The organism is Mesorhizobium sp. L2C066B000 (assembly GCF_000502335.1).
Lineage (GTDB): Bacteria > Pseudomonadota > Alphaproteobacteria > Rhizobiales > Rhizobiaceae > Mesorhizobium.
The window spans coordinates 1,147,404-1,163,295 of the sequence record NZ_AYWZ01000001.1 but is presented as its reverse complement, the minus strand read 5'-3'; the positions used below and the strand labels follow the sequence as shown (position 1 = coordinate 1,163,295).

The following is a 15,892-nucleotide window of genomic DNA, read 5'->3' as shown; positions in this document are numbered from 1 at the left end:
TCAGAACGCCTGTCCGATGCCGGCATAGATGCCGAAACGCGGGTCGCCACGGTCGCGGTTGAGCGGCACGGCGGCGTCGATGCGCAGCGGCCCGAACGGCGTGATGTAGCGCAGGCCAACGCCCGCGCCGACCTTCACGTCGGAAAAGTCCGGCGTCGCTGTGGTCGAGACAGTGCCGGCGTCGACGAACGGCACGATGCCGATCGTGTCGGTCAGCGCAATGCGCATTTCGACCGATGTTTCGAAGAAGGAAAGCCCGCCGATCGGCTGATTGTCGATGTCCTTCGGTCCGATGCCCTGATAGGCATAGCCCCGCACCGAGCCGCCACCGCCGGAATAGAAGCGCCTGTCGGCTGGAACGTTCTGAAGGCCGGTGCCGACGATCGAACCCAGCGCGACGCGTTCGGCAAGCACGAATTTCGAGGCCGTGTCGAGCGACTGATAGGCCGACCCCTCGCCCCTGAGCTTGAGGAAGGCGGCGCCGCTCAGAATGTCGTAGCTCGGTTCGGCATAGGCCAGAACCCTGAAGCCGCTGGTCGGATTGAGCCGGTTGTCCCTGTTGTCATAGACATATTGCAGCGGAATGCTGGCGATCAGGTATTTGTGCTTGCCGAAGGCGTCGGTGATCCTGGAATAGTCCAGCGCGATTTCAGCCGAAACCGTCTGCTTCTTGTCGATCTCATAGGACAGGCCGGTGCTGCCCTTGACCGAGAAATGGTCGTAGGCATCGGGATGTTCGAGGACGGTCTTGACGCTGGCGATGAATTTCGAGGCCGGCCCGACCACGCCCGGCTTCTCGAACATGATGCCGGCATTGTAGTTGAGCTCGCTGAGATCGTTGCTGCCGATGCCGCTGATCTTGCCCTCGATGCGCAGCTTTTCGGCCCGGCCGAACAGATTTCGGTGGCCCCAATAGCCTTCCAGGCCTAGCCCTTCGGTGTTGGAGAAAGTGCCGCCAACGCCGAAATAGCGTGGTTTGCGCTCGCTGACCTGAACGCCGATCGGAATGTTGCCGTCGGCGTCGAGACTGTCGGCTTCCTTCAGCGTCACGCTGTTGAACACTTCGAGCCTCAGCAGCCGGTCGCGGGCATCGTCGATCTCGTCGGGCGAATATTGCCGGCCGCGTTTCAGCCCGGTCATATATTCGGTGAACTCGCGATTGACCTTCTCGGTGCCATCGACGGTGGTGTCGCCATAACCGGCAACCGGCCCGGCGGCCACCGTCAGCGTCACGTCGAGCGTCGAGGTGGTGTGCTCGGCCACGACCTGCCTGTCGGTGATCCGGGCCAGCGGCCGGCCCTCCTGCTTCAGCGCCCGCACGATCAGCGCCTCGGCCTTGAGCACGGCGCCCGAGCCGGCATCGCCGCCGGCTATCAGGCCGAAATCGGCGCTCGCCAGCCCGGCGGCATCGCCCTCCAGCCGAATATTGCCGAGCGTGAATTTGGGCCCGCTCGAGATGCTGATCACCACCGGGATCGGCTGCGGACCCGTAAATTCGGCATCGGGCGGCAAATCGTCGAGCGCCTTGCCCTGGATGGTGATAGTGACGACGCCTTCATAACGGGCGTCGGCATAAAGCGCGGCGACCAGCTGTTCGCGGTCGCTACGCGCCTTTGCCAAAAGGCCGAGCGAGCCGGAAACCGGGCGGTCCTCGTCGGATTTCAGCGACGAGGCGTTTTCGAGCTTCTTGACCAGGTCCTTGTCGGCATCGGGCGCTTCGATGGTCACCGCATAGCGCAGCGGGTCGACGATATCGGCGTCCTCGTCATTCGAAGAGCCCCACAATTTGATGCCGAAGAGCTCGAAGGCGGCCGCCGACCCCGATTCGGCAACGAGCACGGTCGAGCACGCCAACGCCACAATCAGCGCACGCGAAAGCGTGCGCCGTGGCGCACTTACCTTCGACATCTGCGCTTCATACGCCGGCATCAGGACAACCTAGGTTACAAAACTAAAATTGGAATGAAGTTTTGAAGCGCTCGTAAAGGGGCCACAATCCAATTGTCTGAAATAGGCAGGGCTTGGAATTCACACCTTCTGCGTTTTCGCAAGAAAGCGTGATCCCTTTCCCGTGGATGAACTATCGGCATACCGGTCATTGGCCGGTTTGGGAACCGTTGGCGGGCGGAAACCTGCCCGTCCTCGTGTTGACAAGCTTGACTGAAGCTTGAACATGCCGCGGACGTAGCAGTGTCTGGAGGGTGTTATGGCGATGCGCGCGGCGGCTCGTGGTCTGTCGATCTTGATTCTTCTCATTTTCGCCTGGGGGTCTGTAGCGCAAGCGGCCGAAGCCCGCCGGGTGGTGACCTCAAATAATTCCGACTATTTCGGCTTCGATCTCAGATCGGACCAGAATGTCAGCCTCGATCAGTGCAAGACGACATGCCTCGGCGACCCCGCCTGCCGCGCCTTTACTTACAACAACAAGGCCAAATGGTGCTTCCTAAAGTCCGACTATAACCAGTTGAAACCCTTCAGCGGCGCGGTCGCGGGCAAGGTCGTCAATGTCGATGGCGACCCCGATATCGGCGCCCCGCCGGAACTCNCTTCAGCGGCGCGGTCGCGGGCAAGGTCGTCAATGTCGATGGCGACCCCGATATCGGCGCCCCGCCGGAACTCGCCTTCTTCCCCAACTGGATGGCCGACCAGGCCCAGCAATACCGCAACAAGCTGACCGATCCGGCCTATGACAAGCCGACCGACGGGCTGGAATCACTCCGCGCCGCCGCCGAACAGGCTGCACTGACCGGCGACCATGGGCAGGCCATGAACAAATACGAGGCCGCGGTCTCGGTCCTGCCTGACGACGGTCAGCTTTGGCTCGGTCTGGCGCGTGAAACGCTTGCCATACAGCCGGCCAGCGGCACCTCCGAATCCTACAATCTGCCGGTCAAAGGCACCTCCGCCGCCATCAACGCCTACAAGTTGCTGCGCACCACCAAGACCCGCGCCGAAGTGCTGGCGCTGCTCGGCAACGGCCTCGACCGCCGCGATCTCTACCGTCCGGCCCTGCAGGCTTATGAAGCCAGCCTCGCGCTGGTCAGTTCGCCGGCGGTCAAGGCCGAATATGAGGATCTCAAGGCCCGCAAGGGCTTCCGCGTCATCGATCACTCGATCGACGCCGACACCAGCGCGCCGCGCATTTGCGCGCAGTTTTCCGAGGAGCTGGTCAAGACCGGCGTCGACTACGCCCAGTTCGTCACCGTCGACAACCAGCCGCCCAAGGGCGTCGAGGCCAAGGACAAGCAGATCTGCGTCGAAGGCCTGGAGCACGGCCAACATTACGAAGTGACCTTCCGCGCCGGTCTGCCGGCCGCCATTGGCGAGGTCACCGCCGCTCCGGTCGTGCTGTCGATCTATGTGCAGGACCGCGCGCCGTCCGCCCGCTTCACCGGCGACAGCTTCGTGCTGCCCGCCGGCGCCCGCCGTGGCATCCCCATCGTCACCGTCAACATGAACACCGCGCAGATGAAGCTCTACCGTATCGGCGATCGTTCGCTGGCGCAGCTTCTGTCCGGCTATCAGTTCCTGAAGCAGCTCGACGGCTATGATATCTCCAGCATTTCCGACCAGATGGGTGAGCCGGTCTGGCAGGGGCAGCTGGATATCGCCAACGACCTCAACAAGGACGTCACGACTTCGTTCCCGGTCGACGAAGCCTTGCCGCAGCGCAAGCCCGGCGTCTACGTGCTGACCGCGCAAGCGGTAAATGAAAATGACGAGGACAATTACAATTCGCTTGCCACGCAGTGGTTCGTCGTCTCCGACATCGGCCTGTCGACCTATACCGGCCAGGATGGCCTCAATGTCTTTGCCCGCTCGCTCGGAACCGCCAAGCCGATCGCCGGCGCCGAACTGACGCTGCTGGCCAGGAACAATGAAATCCTCGGCACAGCCACGTCGGACGCCGAAGGCCATGCTGTCTTCAACCCCGGCCTGACGCGCGGCGACGGCGGCATGGTGCCGGCCGTTCTGATGGCCAAGCAGGGCGACAACGATTTCGTCTTCCTCGACATGGGCCGCGCCGGCTTCGATCTGTCCGATCGCGGCGTCGCCGGACGCGCCGCACCGGGCGCGCTCGATGTCTATGCCTGGACCGAACGCGGCATCTACCGCGCCGGCGAGGATGTGCATGTCGCAGCCCTTGCCCGCGACGGCGCCTCCAAAGCGGTGGAAAACCTGCCGCTGACCTTCATCTTCACCCGTCCCGACGGCGTCGAGAACCGCCGCATCGTTGCCGATGGCGTCTCGGCCGGCGGCTATGCCGTCGACCTGCCGCTGGAAGCCAACGCCATGCGCGGCACCTGGACGGTGTCGATCTATACCGATCCCAAGCAGGCGGCCGTTTCCAGCCAGATGTTCCTGGTCGAAGACTTCGTGCCGGATCGCATCGAGTTCGACATGAAGTCCGACAAGCAGGAGATCGCCCAGGGCGAAACCGCCAACATCGACATTGACGGCCGCTTCCTCTATGGCGCGCCGGCCGCCGGCCTCGCGCTCGAAGGCGAGCTGACGCTGTCGACGGCGCGCGACTGGGACCGTTTCGCCGGCTATTCGTTCGGCCTTGCCGACGAGCAGTCGGCCGAGCCTTCGGTCACCCCGTTCACCGGTCTGCCGGTGGTCGGCGACGACGGCAAGGCGACCTTCCCGGTCACGGTCGACCAGTTGCCCGCGACCACCAAGCTGGTCGACGCCAAGGTCACGGTTCGCATGCGTGAAACCGGCGGCCGCGCCATCGAACGCTCGCTCAACATCGGCATCCGCCCGCAAGGCCACATGATCGGCATTCGTCCGGATTTCGCCGACAATGAGGTGCCGCAGGGCGGCACCGCCAAGTTCAGCCTCATCGCGGTCGACCCCGACGGCAAGCGCGAGACGCTGAAGGGCGCGCAGTGGTCGCTGGTCAAGGTCGAACGCAATTACCAGTGGTATCGCAACAACAACTCGTGGAACTACGAACCGGTCACCTTCACCAAGTCGATCGCCAACGGCCAGGTCGATCTCAGCGCCGATGCCGAGGCGACCGTGACGATGCCGGTCGACTGGGGCCAGTACCGGCTCGAGATCGAGACTGCCGATCCCGAGGGCCCGGCGACCAGCTATGAGTTCGACGCCGGCTGGTATGTCTCCTCGACCTCCACCGAAACGCCTGATGGGCTCGAGATCGCTCTCGACAAGGACAGCTATGCCGCCGGCGACGTGGCCAAGCTGAAGGTGTCGCCGCATTTTGCCGGCGAACTGCTGGTCACCATCGGCGCCGACAAGCTGCTCAAGACCATCACGGCAACCGTGCCGGCCGGCGGCAGCACGGTCGACATCCCGGTCGGTGACGACTGGGGCGCGGGCGCCTACATCACCGCAACCCTGTTCCGGCCCGGCGATGCGCAGGAAACCCGCATGCCGGCGCGCGCCATCGGCGTAAAATGGCTGACGGTCGACCCAGGCTCGAAAAAGCTCGCCGTCACCCTGACGCCGCCGGACAAGACGATGCCGCGCCAGCAGCTGTCGATCCCGGTTTCGGTCGCCGGCGTAGCGCCGGGCAGCAATGCCTATGTCACGGTCGCTGCCGTCGATGTCGGCATTTTGAACCTCACCAACTACAAGGCGCCGGATCCGGAGGGCTGGTATTTCGGCCAGCGCATGCTCGGGCTCGAAGTCCGCGACATCTATGGCCGTCTCATCGACGGCTCGCTCGGCACCACCGGCAAGCTCAGGACCGGCGGCGACGGCGCCTCGATGCAGCCGCAAGGCAGTCCGCCGACCGAAAAGCTGGTCGCCTTCTTCTCCGGCCCGGTCCAGCTCGACGCCGACGGCAAGGCAAGGATCGACTTCGACATCCCGCAGTTCAACGGCACCGTGCGCGTCATGGCCGTCGCCTGGACCAAGGATGCAGTCGGCCATGCCACGACCGACGTCATCGTGCGCGATCCGGTGGTGATCACCGCCGGCCTGCCCCGCTTCCTGGCGCCTGGAGATGCAGCCATCATGCGGCTCGACGTCGCCGACACCGACGGTCCGGAGGGCGACTATGCCCTGTCGATCGCCACGACCGGCGACCTCTCGACCGGCGACAAGCCGTTGCCCGAAAAGCTGACTCTCGCCAAGGGCAAGCGCCAGACGCTGACTGTGCCGCTGGTTGCACAGACGGCGGGTAATGCCTCGATCACCATCAAGCTCGCCCATGGCGACGGCACCTCCGTCGAGCAGACGCTGTATGTCCCGGTGCGTCCGGCGCAATTGCCGGTCACCACCCGTCTGGTCGTCGACCTCAAGGGCAATGGCGGCTCGCTGCGCGTCGACAAGGAGCTGCTCGCGGCAAGCCTGCTCGACGGCGCCTCGATCAGCGTCGGCGTTTCGCAGGCTGCCGCCTTCGACGTGCCGTCGCTGCTGATGACGCTCGACCGCTACCCCTATGGTTGCGCCGAGCAGACCACCAGCCGCGCCATGCCGCTNCCGTCGCTGCTGATGACGCTCGACCGCTACCCCTATGGTTGCGCCGAGCAGACCACCAGCCGCGCCATGCCGCTTCTCTACGTCAACGATCTGGCGTCCGGAGTCGGCATGCAAAGCGATCCCGAACTGCACGGCCGCGTGCAGGCCGCCATCTACAAGGTGCTGAGCTACCAGGCTTCGGCCGGCAGCTTCGGCCTGTGGGGTCCGGGCTCCGGCGATCTGTGGCTTGACTCTTACGTCACGGACTTCCTGACCCGGGCGCGCGAGCAGAACTACGACGTGCCGGCCCTGGCGATGAGCCAGGCGCTGAGCAATCTGCAAAACTCGGTCGGTTACGACCAGGACGTCCAGGATCGCGGCAGCGAAATCGCCTACGCGCTCTATGTTCTGGCCCGCAACAAGAAGGCCTCGGTCGGCGATCTGCGCTACTACGCCGACACCAAGCTCGAAGCCTTCTCGAGCCCGATGGCCGTCGCCCAGTTGGCGGCGAGCCTGGCGCTCTACGGCGACGCGCAGCGTTCGGAAGCAACCTTCCAGACGGCGCTGCAGCTGGCCAAGTCGACCACCGAATACGACTACTACCGGTCCGACTATGGCTCGCGGCTGCGTGATGGCGCCGCGATCCTGGCGCTCGCCGCCGAATCGAAGCCGGTGCCGACCATCGTGCCGGAGCTGATCCGGCTGGTGGCAAGGGAACGTGCCGATGCCCGCTGGACCAGCACGCAGGACGAGTCCTGGATGCTTCTGGCGGCCCGCGCGCTGAAGTCGGGCAACGACTCGATCACGCTCTCGGTCAACGGCGCGCCGCATGCCGGTGGGTATTCCAACCACCTCAGCGGCACCGACATTGCCGACAGCCCGCTGACCATCGCCAACACCGGCGCCACGCCGCTGCAGGCGGTCGTCACCACGGTCGCCTCGCCGGTAGAGCCCTTGCCGGCCGGCGGCGACGGCTTCACCATCGACCGCACCTACTACAAGCTCGATGGCACCGAAGCCAACGTCACCGAGGCGACGCAGAACGAACGCTACGTGGTCGTGCTCAAGGTTTACGAGCAGAACCGCTGGCCTTCGCGCCTGCTGATCACCGACCTGTTGCCGGCCGGCTTCGAGATCGACAATCCGGGCCTTGTCTCCAGCGCCCAATTGTCGAACTTCACCTGGCTGGCGCAAACGGATGCAGCCCATCTCGAATTCCGCGACGACCGTTTCGTCGCGGCATTCAATCCCAATGACGGCGATGGCGACCGCAACATCATGCTGGCCTACGTCGTGCGTGCGGTAACGCCGGGCACCTATGCCCATCCGGCAGCCACGGTGGAGGACATGTACCGGCCGCAATATTCGGCCCGCACCGCCACCGGCATGATGGAGATCAAGGCGCCGTAAGGCGCCTTGACGAAGATGAACACGCCGATGTCCGCGACCATCTCCTTCTCCCCGCTATGCGGAGAGAAGGAGCCGGCAGGCGGATGAAGGGCACCACCATGCTCTCCAGAAAATTTCTCCGTCGAACAGGCATCGCCGCCGCCTCCCTCGTCGGCTTTGCGGCGATCGCTGCCGCTTCTCTCTGGGAACTCGACCGCGCTTTTCCGCCGCCGCTGCCCGGAAGGCTCACCGTCTCCACCGAGGTCCAGGACCGCGACGGTCAGCTGTTGCGCGCCTTCGCCACGTCGGACGGTTACTGGCGGCTCGACACTCATCTCGACCAGGTCGACAAGCAGTTCGTCGACATGCTGGTCACCTATGAAGACAAGCGCTTCTGGGACCATGATGGCGTCGATGTGCTGGCGCTGGCGCGCGCCGCCGGCCAGTTCGCCACCAGCGGCCATATCGTCTCCGGCGGCTCGACCCTGTCGATGCAGCTTGCCCGGCTGATCGAGCCACGCGAAAACCGCAGCCTCGGCTCGAAGATCAAGCAGATGCTGCGTGCCATCCAGATCGAGCGGCGGCTGTCCAAGCAGGAGATCCTCGAACGCTACCTGACCTTGGCGCCCTATGGCGGCAATCTCGAAGGCGTGCGCGCCGCCTCGCTCGCCTATTTCGGCAAGGAGCCGAAGCGGCTGACGGTCTCGGAAGCCGCCCTGCTGGTTGCGCTGCCGCAATTGCCGGAAAAGCGCCGGCCCGACCGCAATCTCACCATCGCTCATGCAGCCCGCGACCGCGTGCTGACCCGCATGGTATCAGCTGACCTGCTTGGCGAGCGCGAGGCCGCGCGCGCAGCGCTCGATGATGTCTCGGGCTTGCGCCGCAAACTGCCGGCACTGGCGCCACATGCCGCCTATGCCATGCTGCCCAAGGCCGTACCCGGCAAGCCATTGCAGCTGACGATCCGCAAAAGCGTCCAGCAAGGGCTGGAACAGGTGGCGCGAGATGCCGCGATCAAGCTTGGGCCGCGCCTGTCGGTCGCCATGGTGATGGCGGACGCGCGCACCGGCGACATTCTTGGCGAAGTCGGCTCGGCCGATTTCTTCGATGCCAGCCGCTCCGGCTGGATCGACATGACCAGGATCGTGCGTTCGCCCGGTTCGACGCTGAAGCCGTTCATCTATGGCCTCGCCTTCGAGCAAGGGCTGGTGGCGCAGGAAATGCTGATCGAGGACAGTCCGGTCGATTTCGGCGGCTACCGGCCAAAGAATTTCGACATGGGCTATCAGGGGGATGTCTCGATCCGCCAGGCGCTGCAGCTGTCGCTCAACGTTCCGGCGATCCGCGTGCTCGACTCGGTCGGCCCGGCACGGCTGATGGCGCGCTTCCGCCAGGCCGGCGTCAGCCCGGTGCTACCGGTCAACGAGGCGCCGGGCCTCGCCATCGGCCTCGGAGGCGTCGGCGTAACGCTGCGCGATCTCGTCCAGCTCTATACCGGCCTCGCCAATGGCGGCAAGGCAAACACGCTGCATGACGGCACCGAGCCGGCCAATGCCGAGCGCACCACCGCCACGATCCTCGACGCCCAGGCGAACTGGCAGATCACCGACATATTGTCGGGCGTAAAGCCGCCCGAGGGCGCCTTGCAGCGCGGCATCGCCTACAAGACTGGGACGTCCTACGGCTACCGCGACGCCTGGTCGGTCGGCTTCGACGGCCGCTACGTGCTGGGTGTGTGGGTCGGCCGCGCCGATGCCGGTGCGGTGCCCGGCCTGTCCGGCTATGTCTCGGCCGCCCCCATCCTGTTCGAGGGCTTCGTCCGCTCCGGCCTCACCGCCGTCCCGTTGCCCAGCCAGCCGGCCGGTGTCCTCAAGGCCAGGCGCGAAGACCTGCCGGTGACATTGGGGCGCTTCGGCGCCGGCGCCGACGGACTGGTGCAGGCAGGCCCGACGGAACCGGCGCCAACGATCATTTTCCCGCCCAACGGCGCCCGCGTCGATCTCGCCACCAATTCCGCCGAGGCCTCGCCGCTGGTGCTGAAACTGCAAGGCGGCCGCGCGCCGTTCCGCTGGCTGGCCAATGGCAAGCCGCTCGTCGGCATCGACCGCCGCCGCACCGCGACCTGGCTGCCCGACGGCGCCGGCTATTCGACGCTCACCGTCATCGACGCCGTGGGACGCGCGGCAAGCGTGAAGGTGTTCGTTGAATAGATGGCGCCAAGCGATTCAGGGGATTGGGCTTCTTCGCCCGAGGCCCGGCGCGAGGCACCCCCCTCTGGCCTGCCGGCCATCTCCCCCGCAAGGAGGGAGATTGGCAGCTTCGGCGCCGCGCTCATTCAGCAACGTTGAAAATTGGCGAAAGCCGCAGCGACATCTGATCTTCCCCCTTGCGGGGGAGATGGCCGGCAGGCCAGAGGGGGGTGTGCCGAAGCGCTTGCATCGAGGATTGGCCTTAGCCCTATCCATGTTCGTTTCGACTTGCTCCCCCGCCGACGCCGATCCCCTGCCCGCCGGCTTCGTCCGCTTGGCCGATGTCGATCCCTCGATCCGCCAGGACATCCGCTATGCCGGCCTGGAAAATTTCCTGCATCGCAAGGCCGATGGCTACGACGCCCCAATCTGCATACTCACGAAGCAAGCTGCGCAAGCGCTGTCCGGTGTGCAGAAAGCGCTCGCCGCCGATGGCCTGACGCTGGTCGTCTTCGACTGCTACCGCCCGGCCCGCGCCGTTGCCGACATGGGCAAATGGACCAGAGAGGGCGGCCCGCCCGATCCGCAATGGTACCCTCAGGTGCAGCGCGGCGACCTCATCGCCAAGGGCTATATCGGCGAATTGTCAACCCATTCGCGCGGCTCGACCGTCGATGTAGCCATCGCCCGCAGCGACGGCAAGAACAAGTCATCCGCCGCTTGCGGCGCGGCCGGCGCCGGCACGCTCGGTTTCGGCACCAGCTTCGACTGTTTCGACCCGGCAAGCGAAACCGCCCATCGCCCATTGGCGGCAGAAGCGGCGGCAAACCGCAAAAGGCTGCTCGACGCCATGCGCGCCGGCGGCTTCAAGAATTATGCGCGCGAGTGGTGGCACTACACGCTTCGGGATGAGCCGTATCCAAAGCTGCGCTTCGATTTTCCCATCACTGCGGGCTGAACCGCCCGGTGCTACACCGAGCCTTCCCTCGCTCGGCCTTGCTTCTGCGCTGTCAGCTCCTAGATAGCGTCAAACCGGCCGGATTCGGGTTAGACCAATATGAGGAAAATATTTCCTTCCGAAACCCAATATCGGCGAAAATTTCCTTCGGGGGGACAAAAAATGCAACGTTGAATGCATCTAATTTCTATCAATTCGATAGAGTTCAGCCGTCATCAACGGAGGCGGAAATGACCAAACCTCATTTCAAGAAACTGCTCGGCGCACTGGTCGCCACATCGATCCAGTTCGGCACGCTCGGTTTCGCGTTTGCCGATACGACCATTCTGAACGTGTCCTACGACCCGACACGCGAACTCTACAAGGCCTATGACGAAGCCTTCGTCGCACACTGGAAGGCCGAGACCGGCGAGACGGTCACCATCCAGCAATCGCATGGCGGCTCCGGCGCCCAGGCCCGCGCCGTGATCGACGGCCTCGATGCCGATGTGGTGACGCTGGCGCTCGAAGGCGACATCAACGCCATCGTCACCAAGTCGAAGAAGATCAACCCGGACTGGCGCAAGAAGTTCGAGAACAATTCGGCGCCTTACACCTCGACCATCATCTTCCTGGTCCGCAAGGGCAACCCGAAGGGCATCCACGACTGGAGCGATCTGGTCAAGGACGGCGTCCAGGTGATCACGCCGAACCCGAAGACGTCGGGTGGCGCCCGCTGGAACTACCTTGCCGCCTGGGCCTATGCCAACGCCAATGATGGCGGCGACGAAGCCAAGAACAAGGAATTCGTCGGCAAGCTCTACGCCAATGCTCCGGTGCTCGACACCGGTGCGCGCGGCTCGACGGTCACCTTCGCGCAAAAAGGCATCGGCGACGTACTGATCGGCTGGGAAAACGACGCCTATCTGGCGCTCAATGAATTCGGCGCCGACAATTTCGAGATCGTCTATCCCCCGACCTCGATCCTGGCCGAGCCGCCGGTGGCGATCGTCGACGCCAATGTCGATGCCAAGGGCACCCGCAAGGTCGCCGAAGCCTATCTCGGCTGGCTCTATTCCAAGGAAGCCCAGACGATCATCGCCAAGAACCACTATCGTCCGGCCAAGCCCGAGCTGGTGGATGCGGCTGACATTCCGAAGACGCCCGAAATCAAGCTGATCTCCATCGACGATCCGCTTTTTGGCGGCTGGAAGAAGGCACAGCCTTATCATTTCGGCGATGGTGGTATATTCGACCAGATCTACAAGCCGGCCCAGTAGGATTTAGATCAGGACGACATGACCATAGCACCCGCCAAGGCGGGGTGGCGATTCAGACAGCCGAGTGTCATTCCGGGTTTCGGATTGACGCTCGGCTTCTCGCTTGCCTACCTCACGCTCATCATCCTCATCCCCCTGTCGGGCCTGATCTGGCGCTCGGCAGCCCTCGGCTGGACCGATTTCTGGGCGATCGCCACCGACCGCCGGACCATCAACGCACTCGAAATCAGCTTCGGCACAGCCTTCATCGCAGCCGCCGTCAACGTCGTCTTCGGCACGCTCGTCGCCTGGGTGCTGGTGCGCTACCGCTTCCCCGGCCGCCGCGTCGTCGACGCCATGGTCGACCTGCCCTTCGCGCTGCCGACCGCGGTCGCGGGCATTGCGCTGACCACTCTTTATGCGCCCAATGGCTGGATCGGCCATCTCCTGGCGCCGCTCGGCATCAAGGTCGCCTACACGCCGCTCGGCATCGTCGTGGCGCTTGTCTTCATCGGCCTGCCGTTTGTCGTGCGCACGGTGCAGCCGATCATGGAGGAGATCGACAAGGAAGTGGAGGAGGCCGCCGCGACGCTCGGCGCCAACCGCTTCCAGATCATCACCCGCATCCTGTTTCCCGGCCTGGCGCCGGCCATCATCACCGGCTTCTCACTCGCCTTCGCGCGCGGCGTCGGCGAATACGGCTCGGTCATCTTCATCGCCGGCAACCTTCCCTACAAGTCGGAGATCGCACCGCTTCTGATCGTCATCCGGCTCGAGGAGTACAATTATCCGGCGGCCACCGCGATCGCGGCGATCATGCTTTTGCTGTCGTTCGTGATGCTGCTGGTCATCAACCTGGCGCAGTCATGGAGTCGCAAGCGCTATGGCTGACCCCGAGATCAAATCCTACGAACCGCATCACGAGAGCCGGTCGGCGGCGGTGACCGAAAGCCGGCCGGTGCGGCTGCTGCTGATGGCGGTGGCCTTCGCCTTCCTCGCCATCTTCCTGCTGCTGCCGCTGATCATCGTCTTCCACGAGGCGCTGGCGAAAGGCATTGGCGCCTACACGGAATCGCTCTCCAATCCCGATACGCGCTCGGCGATCCGGCTGACGCTGCTGGTGGCGGTGATCGCCGTTCCGCTCAACGTCGTCTTCGGCATTTCGGCTGCCTGGGCGATCGCCAAGTTCGAGTTCAAGGGCAAGGCTTTTCTAACCACGCTGATCGACCTGCCCTTCTCGGTCTCGCCGGTCATTTCCGGCCTGGTCTATGTGCTTTTGTTTGGCGCTCAGGGACTGTTCGGTGAATGGCTGAAGGCGCACGGCATCCAGATCTTGTTCGCCGTGCCCGGCATCGTGCTCGCGACCATCTTCGTCACCTTCCCCTTCGTTGCCCGCGAACTGATCCCGCTGATGCAGGAACAGGGCAACGGCGACGAGGAAGCCGCGCTCTCTCTGGGCGCCAATGGCTGGCAGACCTTCTGGTACGTGACGCTGCCCAACGTCAAATGGGGATTGCTCTACGGCGTGCTTCTGTGCAACGCCCGCTCGATGGGCGAATTCGGCGCGGTCTCGGTCGTGTCGGGCCACATACGCGGGCTGACCAACACCATGCCGTTGCATGTCGAAATCCTCTACAACGAGTACAACGCCGTCGGCGCTTTTGCCGTCGCTTCGCTGCTTGCCGGCCTGGCGCTGGTCACGCTGGTCTTGAAAACACTTCTCGAGATGCGCTACGGCGCCGAGATCGCCGCGACGCGCGGGCACTGACTAAATGCATGTCGCCCAAGACTGGGAACCGGTTTTGCGACAACGACATGCACCAAATTACTGAGGGATCTACATGGAAGTTCGCGTTGCCAACGTACGCAAGGAGTTTGACCGGTTTCCGGCCCTCCATGACGTATCGCTTGACATCAAGTCGGGTGAGCTGATCGCGCTGCTTGGGCCATCCGGCTCCGGCAAGACGACGCTGCTGAGGCTTATCGCCGGCCTGGAGCGGCCGACGCGCGGAAAGATCTTCTTCGGCGACGAGGACGCCTCGCACCGCTCGATCCAGGAGCGCAATGTCGGCTTCGTCTTCCAGCACTATGCGCTCTTCCGGCACATGACGGTCGCCGACAATATCGGCTTCGGCCTCAAGGTGCGGCATGGACCGTCGCGACCACCGGCGGCCGAAATCCGCCGACGCGCCTCCGAACTGCTCGATCTCGTTCAGCTTTCCGGCCTGGAAAAGCGCTATCCGGCGCAACTTTCCGGTGGCCAGCGCCAGCGCGTGGCGCTGGCGCGCGCCATGGCCATCGAGCCCAAGGTGCTGTTGCTCGACGAGCCGTTCGGCGCGCTCGATGCGCAGGTGCGCCGGGAACTGCGCCGCTGGCTGCGCGAGATCCATGACCGTACCGGCCACACCACCGTCTTCGTCACCCACGACCAGGAAGAGGCGCTCGAGCTTGCCGACCGCGTCGTGGTGATGAGCCAGGGCCGCATCGAGCAGGTCGGCTCCGCCGACGAGATCTACGACACGCCGAACTCGCCCTTCGTCTACTCCTTCATCGGTGAATCGAGCATGCTGCCGGTCAAGGTTGAGAATGGCGAGATCTGGCTCGCCGACCGTCCGATCGGCGTGTCGGCGCCGCACGCACCCGAGGGCGATGCAACGCTGTATTTCCGCCCGCACGATATCGAACTGCTCGACGGCTGCAGCGGCTGCATCGCCGGCACGGTCGCCGCCAGCCGCCGCGTCGCCGGCACAAGACGCGTCGAACTGGAAATCGGCGGCGAGCGCCAGCGCGTCGAGATCGAACTGCCTGTGGACCATCCTGCGGCGCAGAAGAGCCGGGTGGCGTTCAGGCCAAGGCGCTGGAAGCTTTTCCCGGCGGCATAGACATCGATCCGGCGCTACTCCAGCCAGTTCTCGACCGTCAGGCCCTTGATCCGACGGAACTCAGCGGTGTTGGCCGTCACCAGTGTCGTCCCCAACACACAGGCATGGGCAGCAATGAAAAGATCATTGTGGCCGATTGGCTGGCCTCTGGCCTCCAGCTCGGCACGAAGTGCTCCGTATTCGTTATCCATCGGCACATCGAGCGGCAACACAGGAACCTCGGCGAGCAATTCCTCCACCTTGGCGAGCAGCTTGGCCGATCCCTTGCGGGCGCAGCCATAGCGCAGCTCCGAGGCGACAACGATGCTGGTGCACAGGGCACCGTCTCCCGCGCGAACCGCCGCACTGGCAGCCTTGCCGGCAGGGTTTCGGATCATGTCGCTGAGAATGTTGGTGTCCAGCATGAACCGCATCAAAAGATATCCTCAGGCCCCACGGGCGCATCATGGATCTCGGGAAAGTCGTCTTCAGGACCAAGCGGCGGCTCTTTCGCCCATTGGGTGAGCAAGGCGGTGAGGCCTGGTTGACGGACCGGCTCGATGATCAGCCGGTCGCCATCGCGGCTGATCAGGACCTTCTCGCCAGGCAGCTCGAATTCGACAGGGATGCGAACCGCCTGACTGCGGTTGTTGCGAAACAACTTCGCCTCCCTGGGCGGTGGTATTGAGTGACGGTGCTGCGGCATGGCAGCCTCCCCTGTCTGTTCCACTTGTATATGCCATTTGTATATGCCACTCGGCCTCGAATTGCAAACCACAGAAAACCCCAACGCATCGGCATTTCGGCTGGAATGAAATTTCGCCG

The 15,892-nt window shown here is 64.2% G+C and carries 9 protein-coding genes and 1 pseudogene; 7 read left to right on the top strand and 3 right to left on the bottom strand.

The annotated features are described in order from the left end of the window. Positions 1-1,929: an autotransporter assembly complex family protein gene (locus tag X733_RS160515; RefSeq protein ID WP_023804940.1), complete on the bottom strand. Its 1,929-nt coding sequence runs from the start codon at positions 1,927-1,929 to the stop codon at positions 1-3. Between the two features lie 277 nt (positions 1,930-2,206). Here X733_RS160515 and X733_RS01000000165890 point away from each other — a divergent pair. The 7 genes and pseudogenes from X733_RS01000000165890 to X733_RS160545 all read left to right on the top strand — a co-directional run bounded on the left by X733_RS01000000165890 (position 2,207) and on the right by X733_RS160545 (position 15,088). Beyond that, positions 2,207-7,842 (top strand): annotated as a pseudogene (locus tag X733_RS01000000165890) (alpha-2-macroglobulin family protein). 83 nt (positions 7,843-7,925) lie between these two features. Further along, entirely contained in the window at positions 7,926-10,031 is a 2,106-nt protein-coding gene (gene pbpC / locus X733_RS160520; RefSeq protein WP_031193066.1) for a penicillin-binding protein 1C, read from the top strand. Between the two features lie 253 nt (positions 10,032-10,284). Next, positions 10,285-10,968, top strand: a complete 684-nt coding sequence (locus X733_RS160525; RefSeq protein WP_023735998.1) for a M15 family metallopeptidase — start codon at positions 10,285-10,287, stop codon at positions 10,966-10,968. A gap of 230 nt (positions 10,969-11,198) precedes the next feature. Continuing rightward, complete coding sequence (locus X733_RS160530; protein ID WP_023673082.1) at positions 11,199-12,227, top strand: sulfate ABC transporter substrate-binding protein; 1,029 nt, start codon at positions 11,199-11,201, stop codon at positions 12,225-12,227. An 18-nt stretch (positions 12,228-12,245) separates the two neighbouring features. Beyond that, on the top strand, positions 12,246-13,097 hold the full coding sequence (gene cysT, locus X733_RS160535) for a sulfate ABC transporter permease subunit CysT (protein WP_023687973.1): 852 nt from the start codon (positions 12,246-12,248) through the stop codon (positions 13,095-13,097). Beyond that, the gene (gene cysW / locus X733_RS160540; RefSeq protein ID WP_023690809.1) at positions 13,090-13,974 is read left to right on the top strand and encodes a sulfate ABC transporter permease subunit CysW; all 885 of its coding nucleotides are present in this window, start codon (positions 13,090-13,092) and stop codon (positions 13,972-13,974) included. The genes cysT and cysW overlap by 8 nt, the downstream gene beginning before the upstream one ends. 73 nt (positions 13,975-14,047) lie before the next feature. Continuing rightward, a complete protein-coding gene (locus X733_RS160545) occupies positions 14,048-15,088 on the top strand; it encodes a sulfate/molybdate ABC transporter ATP-binding protein (protein WP_023673079.1) in 1,041 nt (346 codons plus the stop codon). Positions 15,089-15,102: 14 nt separating this feature from the next. On the opposite strand, the gene X733_RS160550 is transcribed toward X733_RS160545, so the two are convergent. Then, on the bottom strand, positions 15,103-15,501 hold the full coding sequence (locus X733_RS160550; RefSeq protein ID WP_023817909.1) for a type II toxin-antitoxin system VapC family toxin: 399 nt from the start codon (positions 15,499-15,501) through the stop codon (positions 15,103-15,105). Beyond that, entirely contained in the window at positions 15,501-15,773 is a 273-nt protein-coding gene (locus tag X733_RS160555) for an AbrB/MazE/SpoVT family DNA-binding domain-containing protein (protein ID WP_023682213.1), read from the bottom strand. Before X733_RS160555 ends, X733_RS160550 begins: the two co-directional genes overlap by 1 nt. Positions 15,774-15,892: the final 119 nt, after the last annotated feature.

What these genes read in the sequence shown, in the direction of transcription:
- X733_RS160515 (WP_023804940.1), bottom strand. Translation starts at nt 1,929, where the DNA reads ATGCCGGCGTATGAAGCGCAGATGTCGAAGGTAAGTGCGCCACGGCGC.
- pbpC (WP_031193066.1), top strand. Translation starts at nt 7,926, where the DNA reads ATGAAGGGCACCACCATGCTCTCCAGAAAATTTCTCCGTCGAACAGGC.
- X733_RS160525 (WP_023735998.1), top strand. Translation starts at nt 10,285, where the DNA reads ATGTTCGTTTCGACTTGCTCCCCCGCCGACGCCGATCCCCTGCCCGCC.
- X733_RS160530 (WP_023673082.1), top strand. Translation starts at nt 11,199, where the DNA reads ATGACCAAACCTCATTTCAAGAAACTGCTCGGCGCACTGGTCGCCACA.
- cysT (WP_023687973.1), top strand. Translation starts at nt 12,246, where the DNA reads ATGACCATAGCACCCGCCAAGGCGGGGTGGCGATTCAGACAGCCGAGT.
- cysW (WP_023690809.1), top strand. Translation starts at nt 13,090, where the DNA reads ATGGCTGACCCCGAGATCAAATCCTACGAACCGCATCACGAGAGCCGG.
- X733_RS160545 (WP_023673079.1), top strand. Translation starts at nt 14,048, where the DNA reads ATGGAAGTTCGCGTTGCCAACGTACGCAAGGAGTTTGACCGGTTTCCG.
- X733_RS160550 (WP_023817909.1), bottom strand. Translation starts at nt 15,501, where the DNA reads ATGCGGTTCATGCTGGACACCAACATTCTCAGCGACATGATCCGAAAC.
- X733_RS160555 (WP_023682213.1), bottom strand. Translation starts at nt 15,773, where the DNA reads ATGCCGCAGCACCGTCACTCAATACCACCGCCCAGGGAGGCGAAGTTG.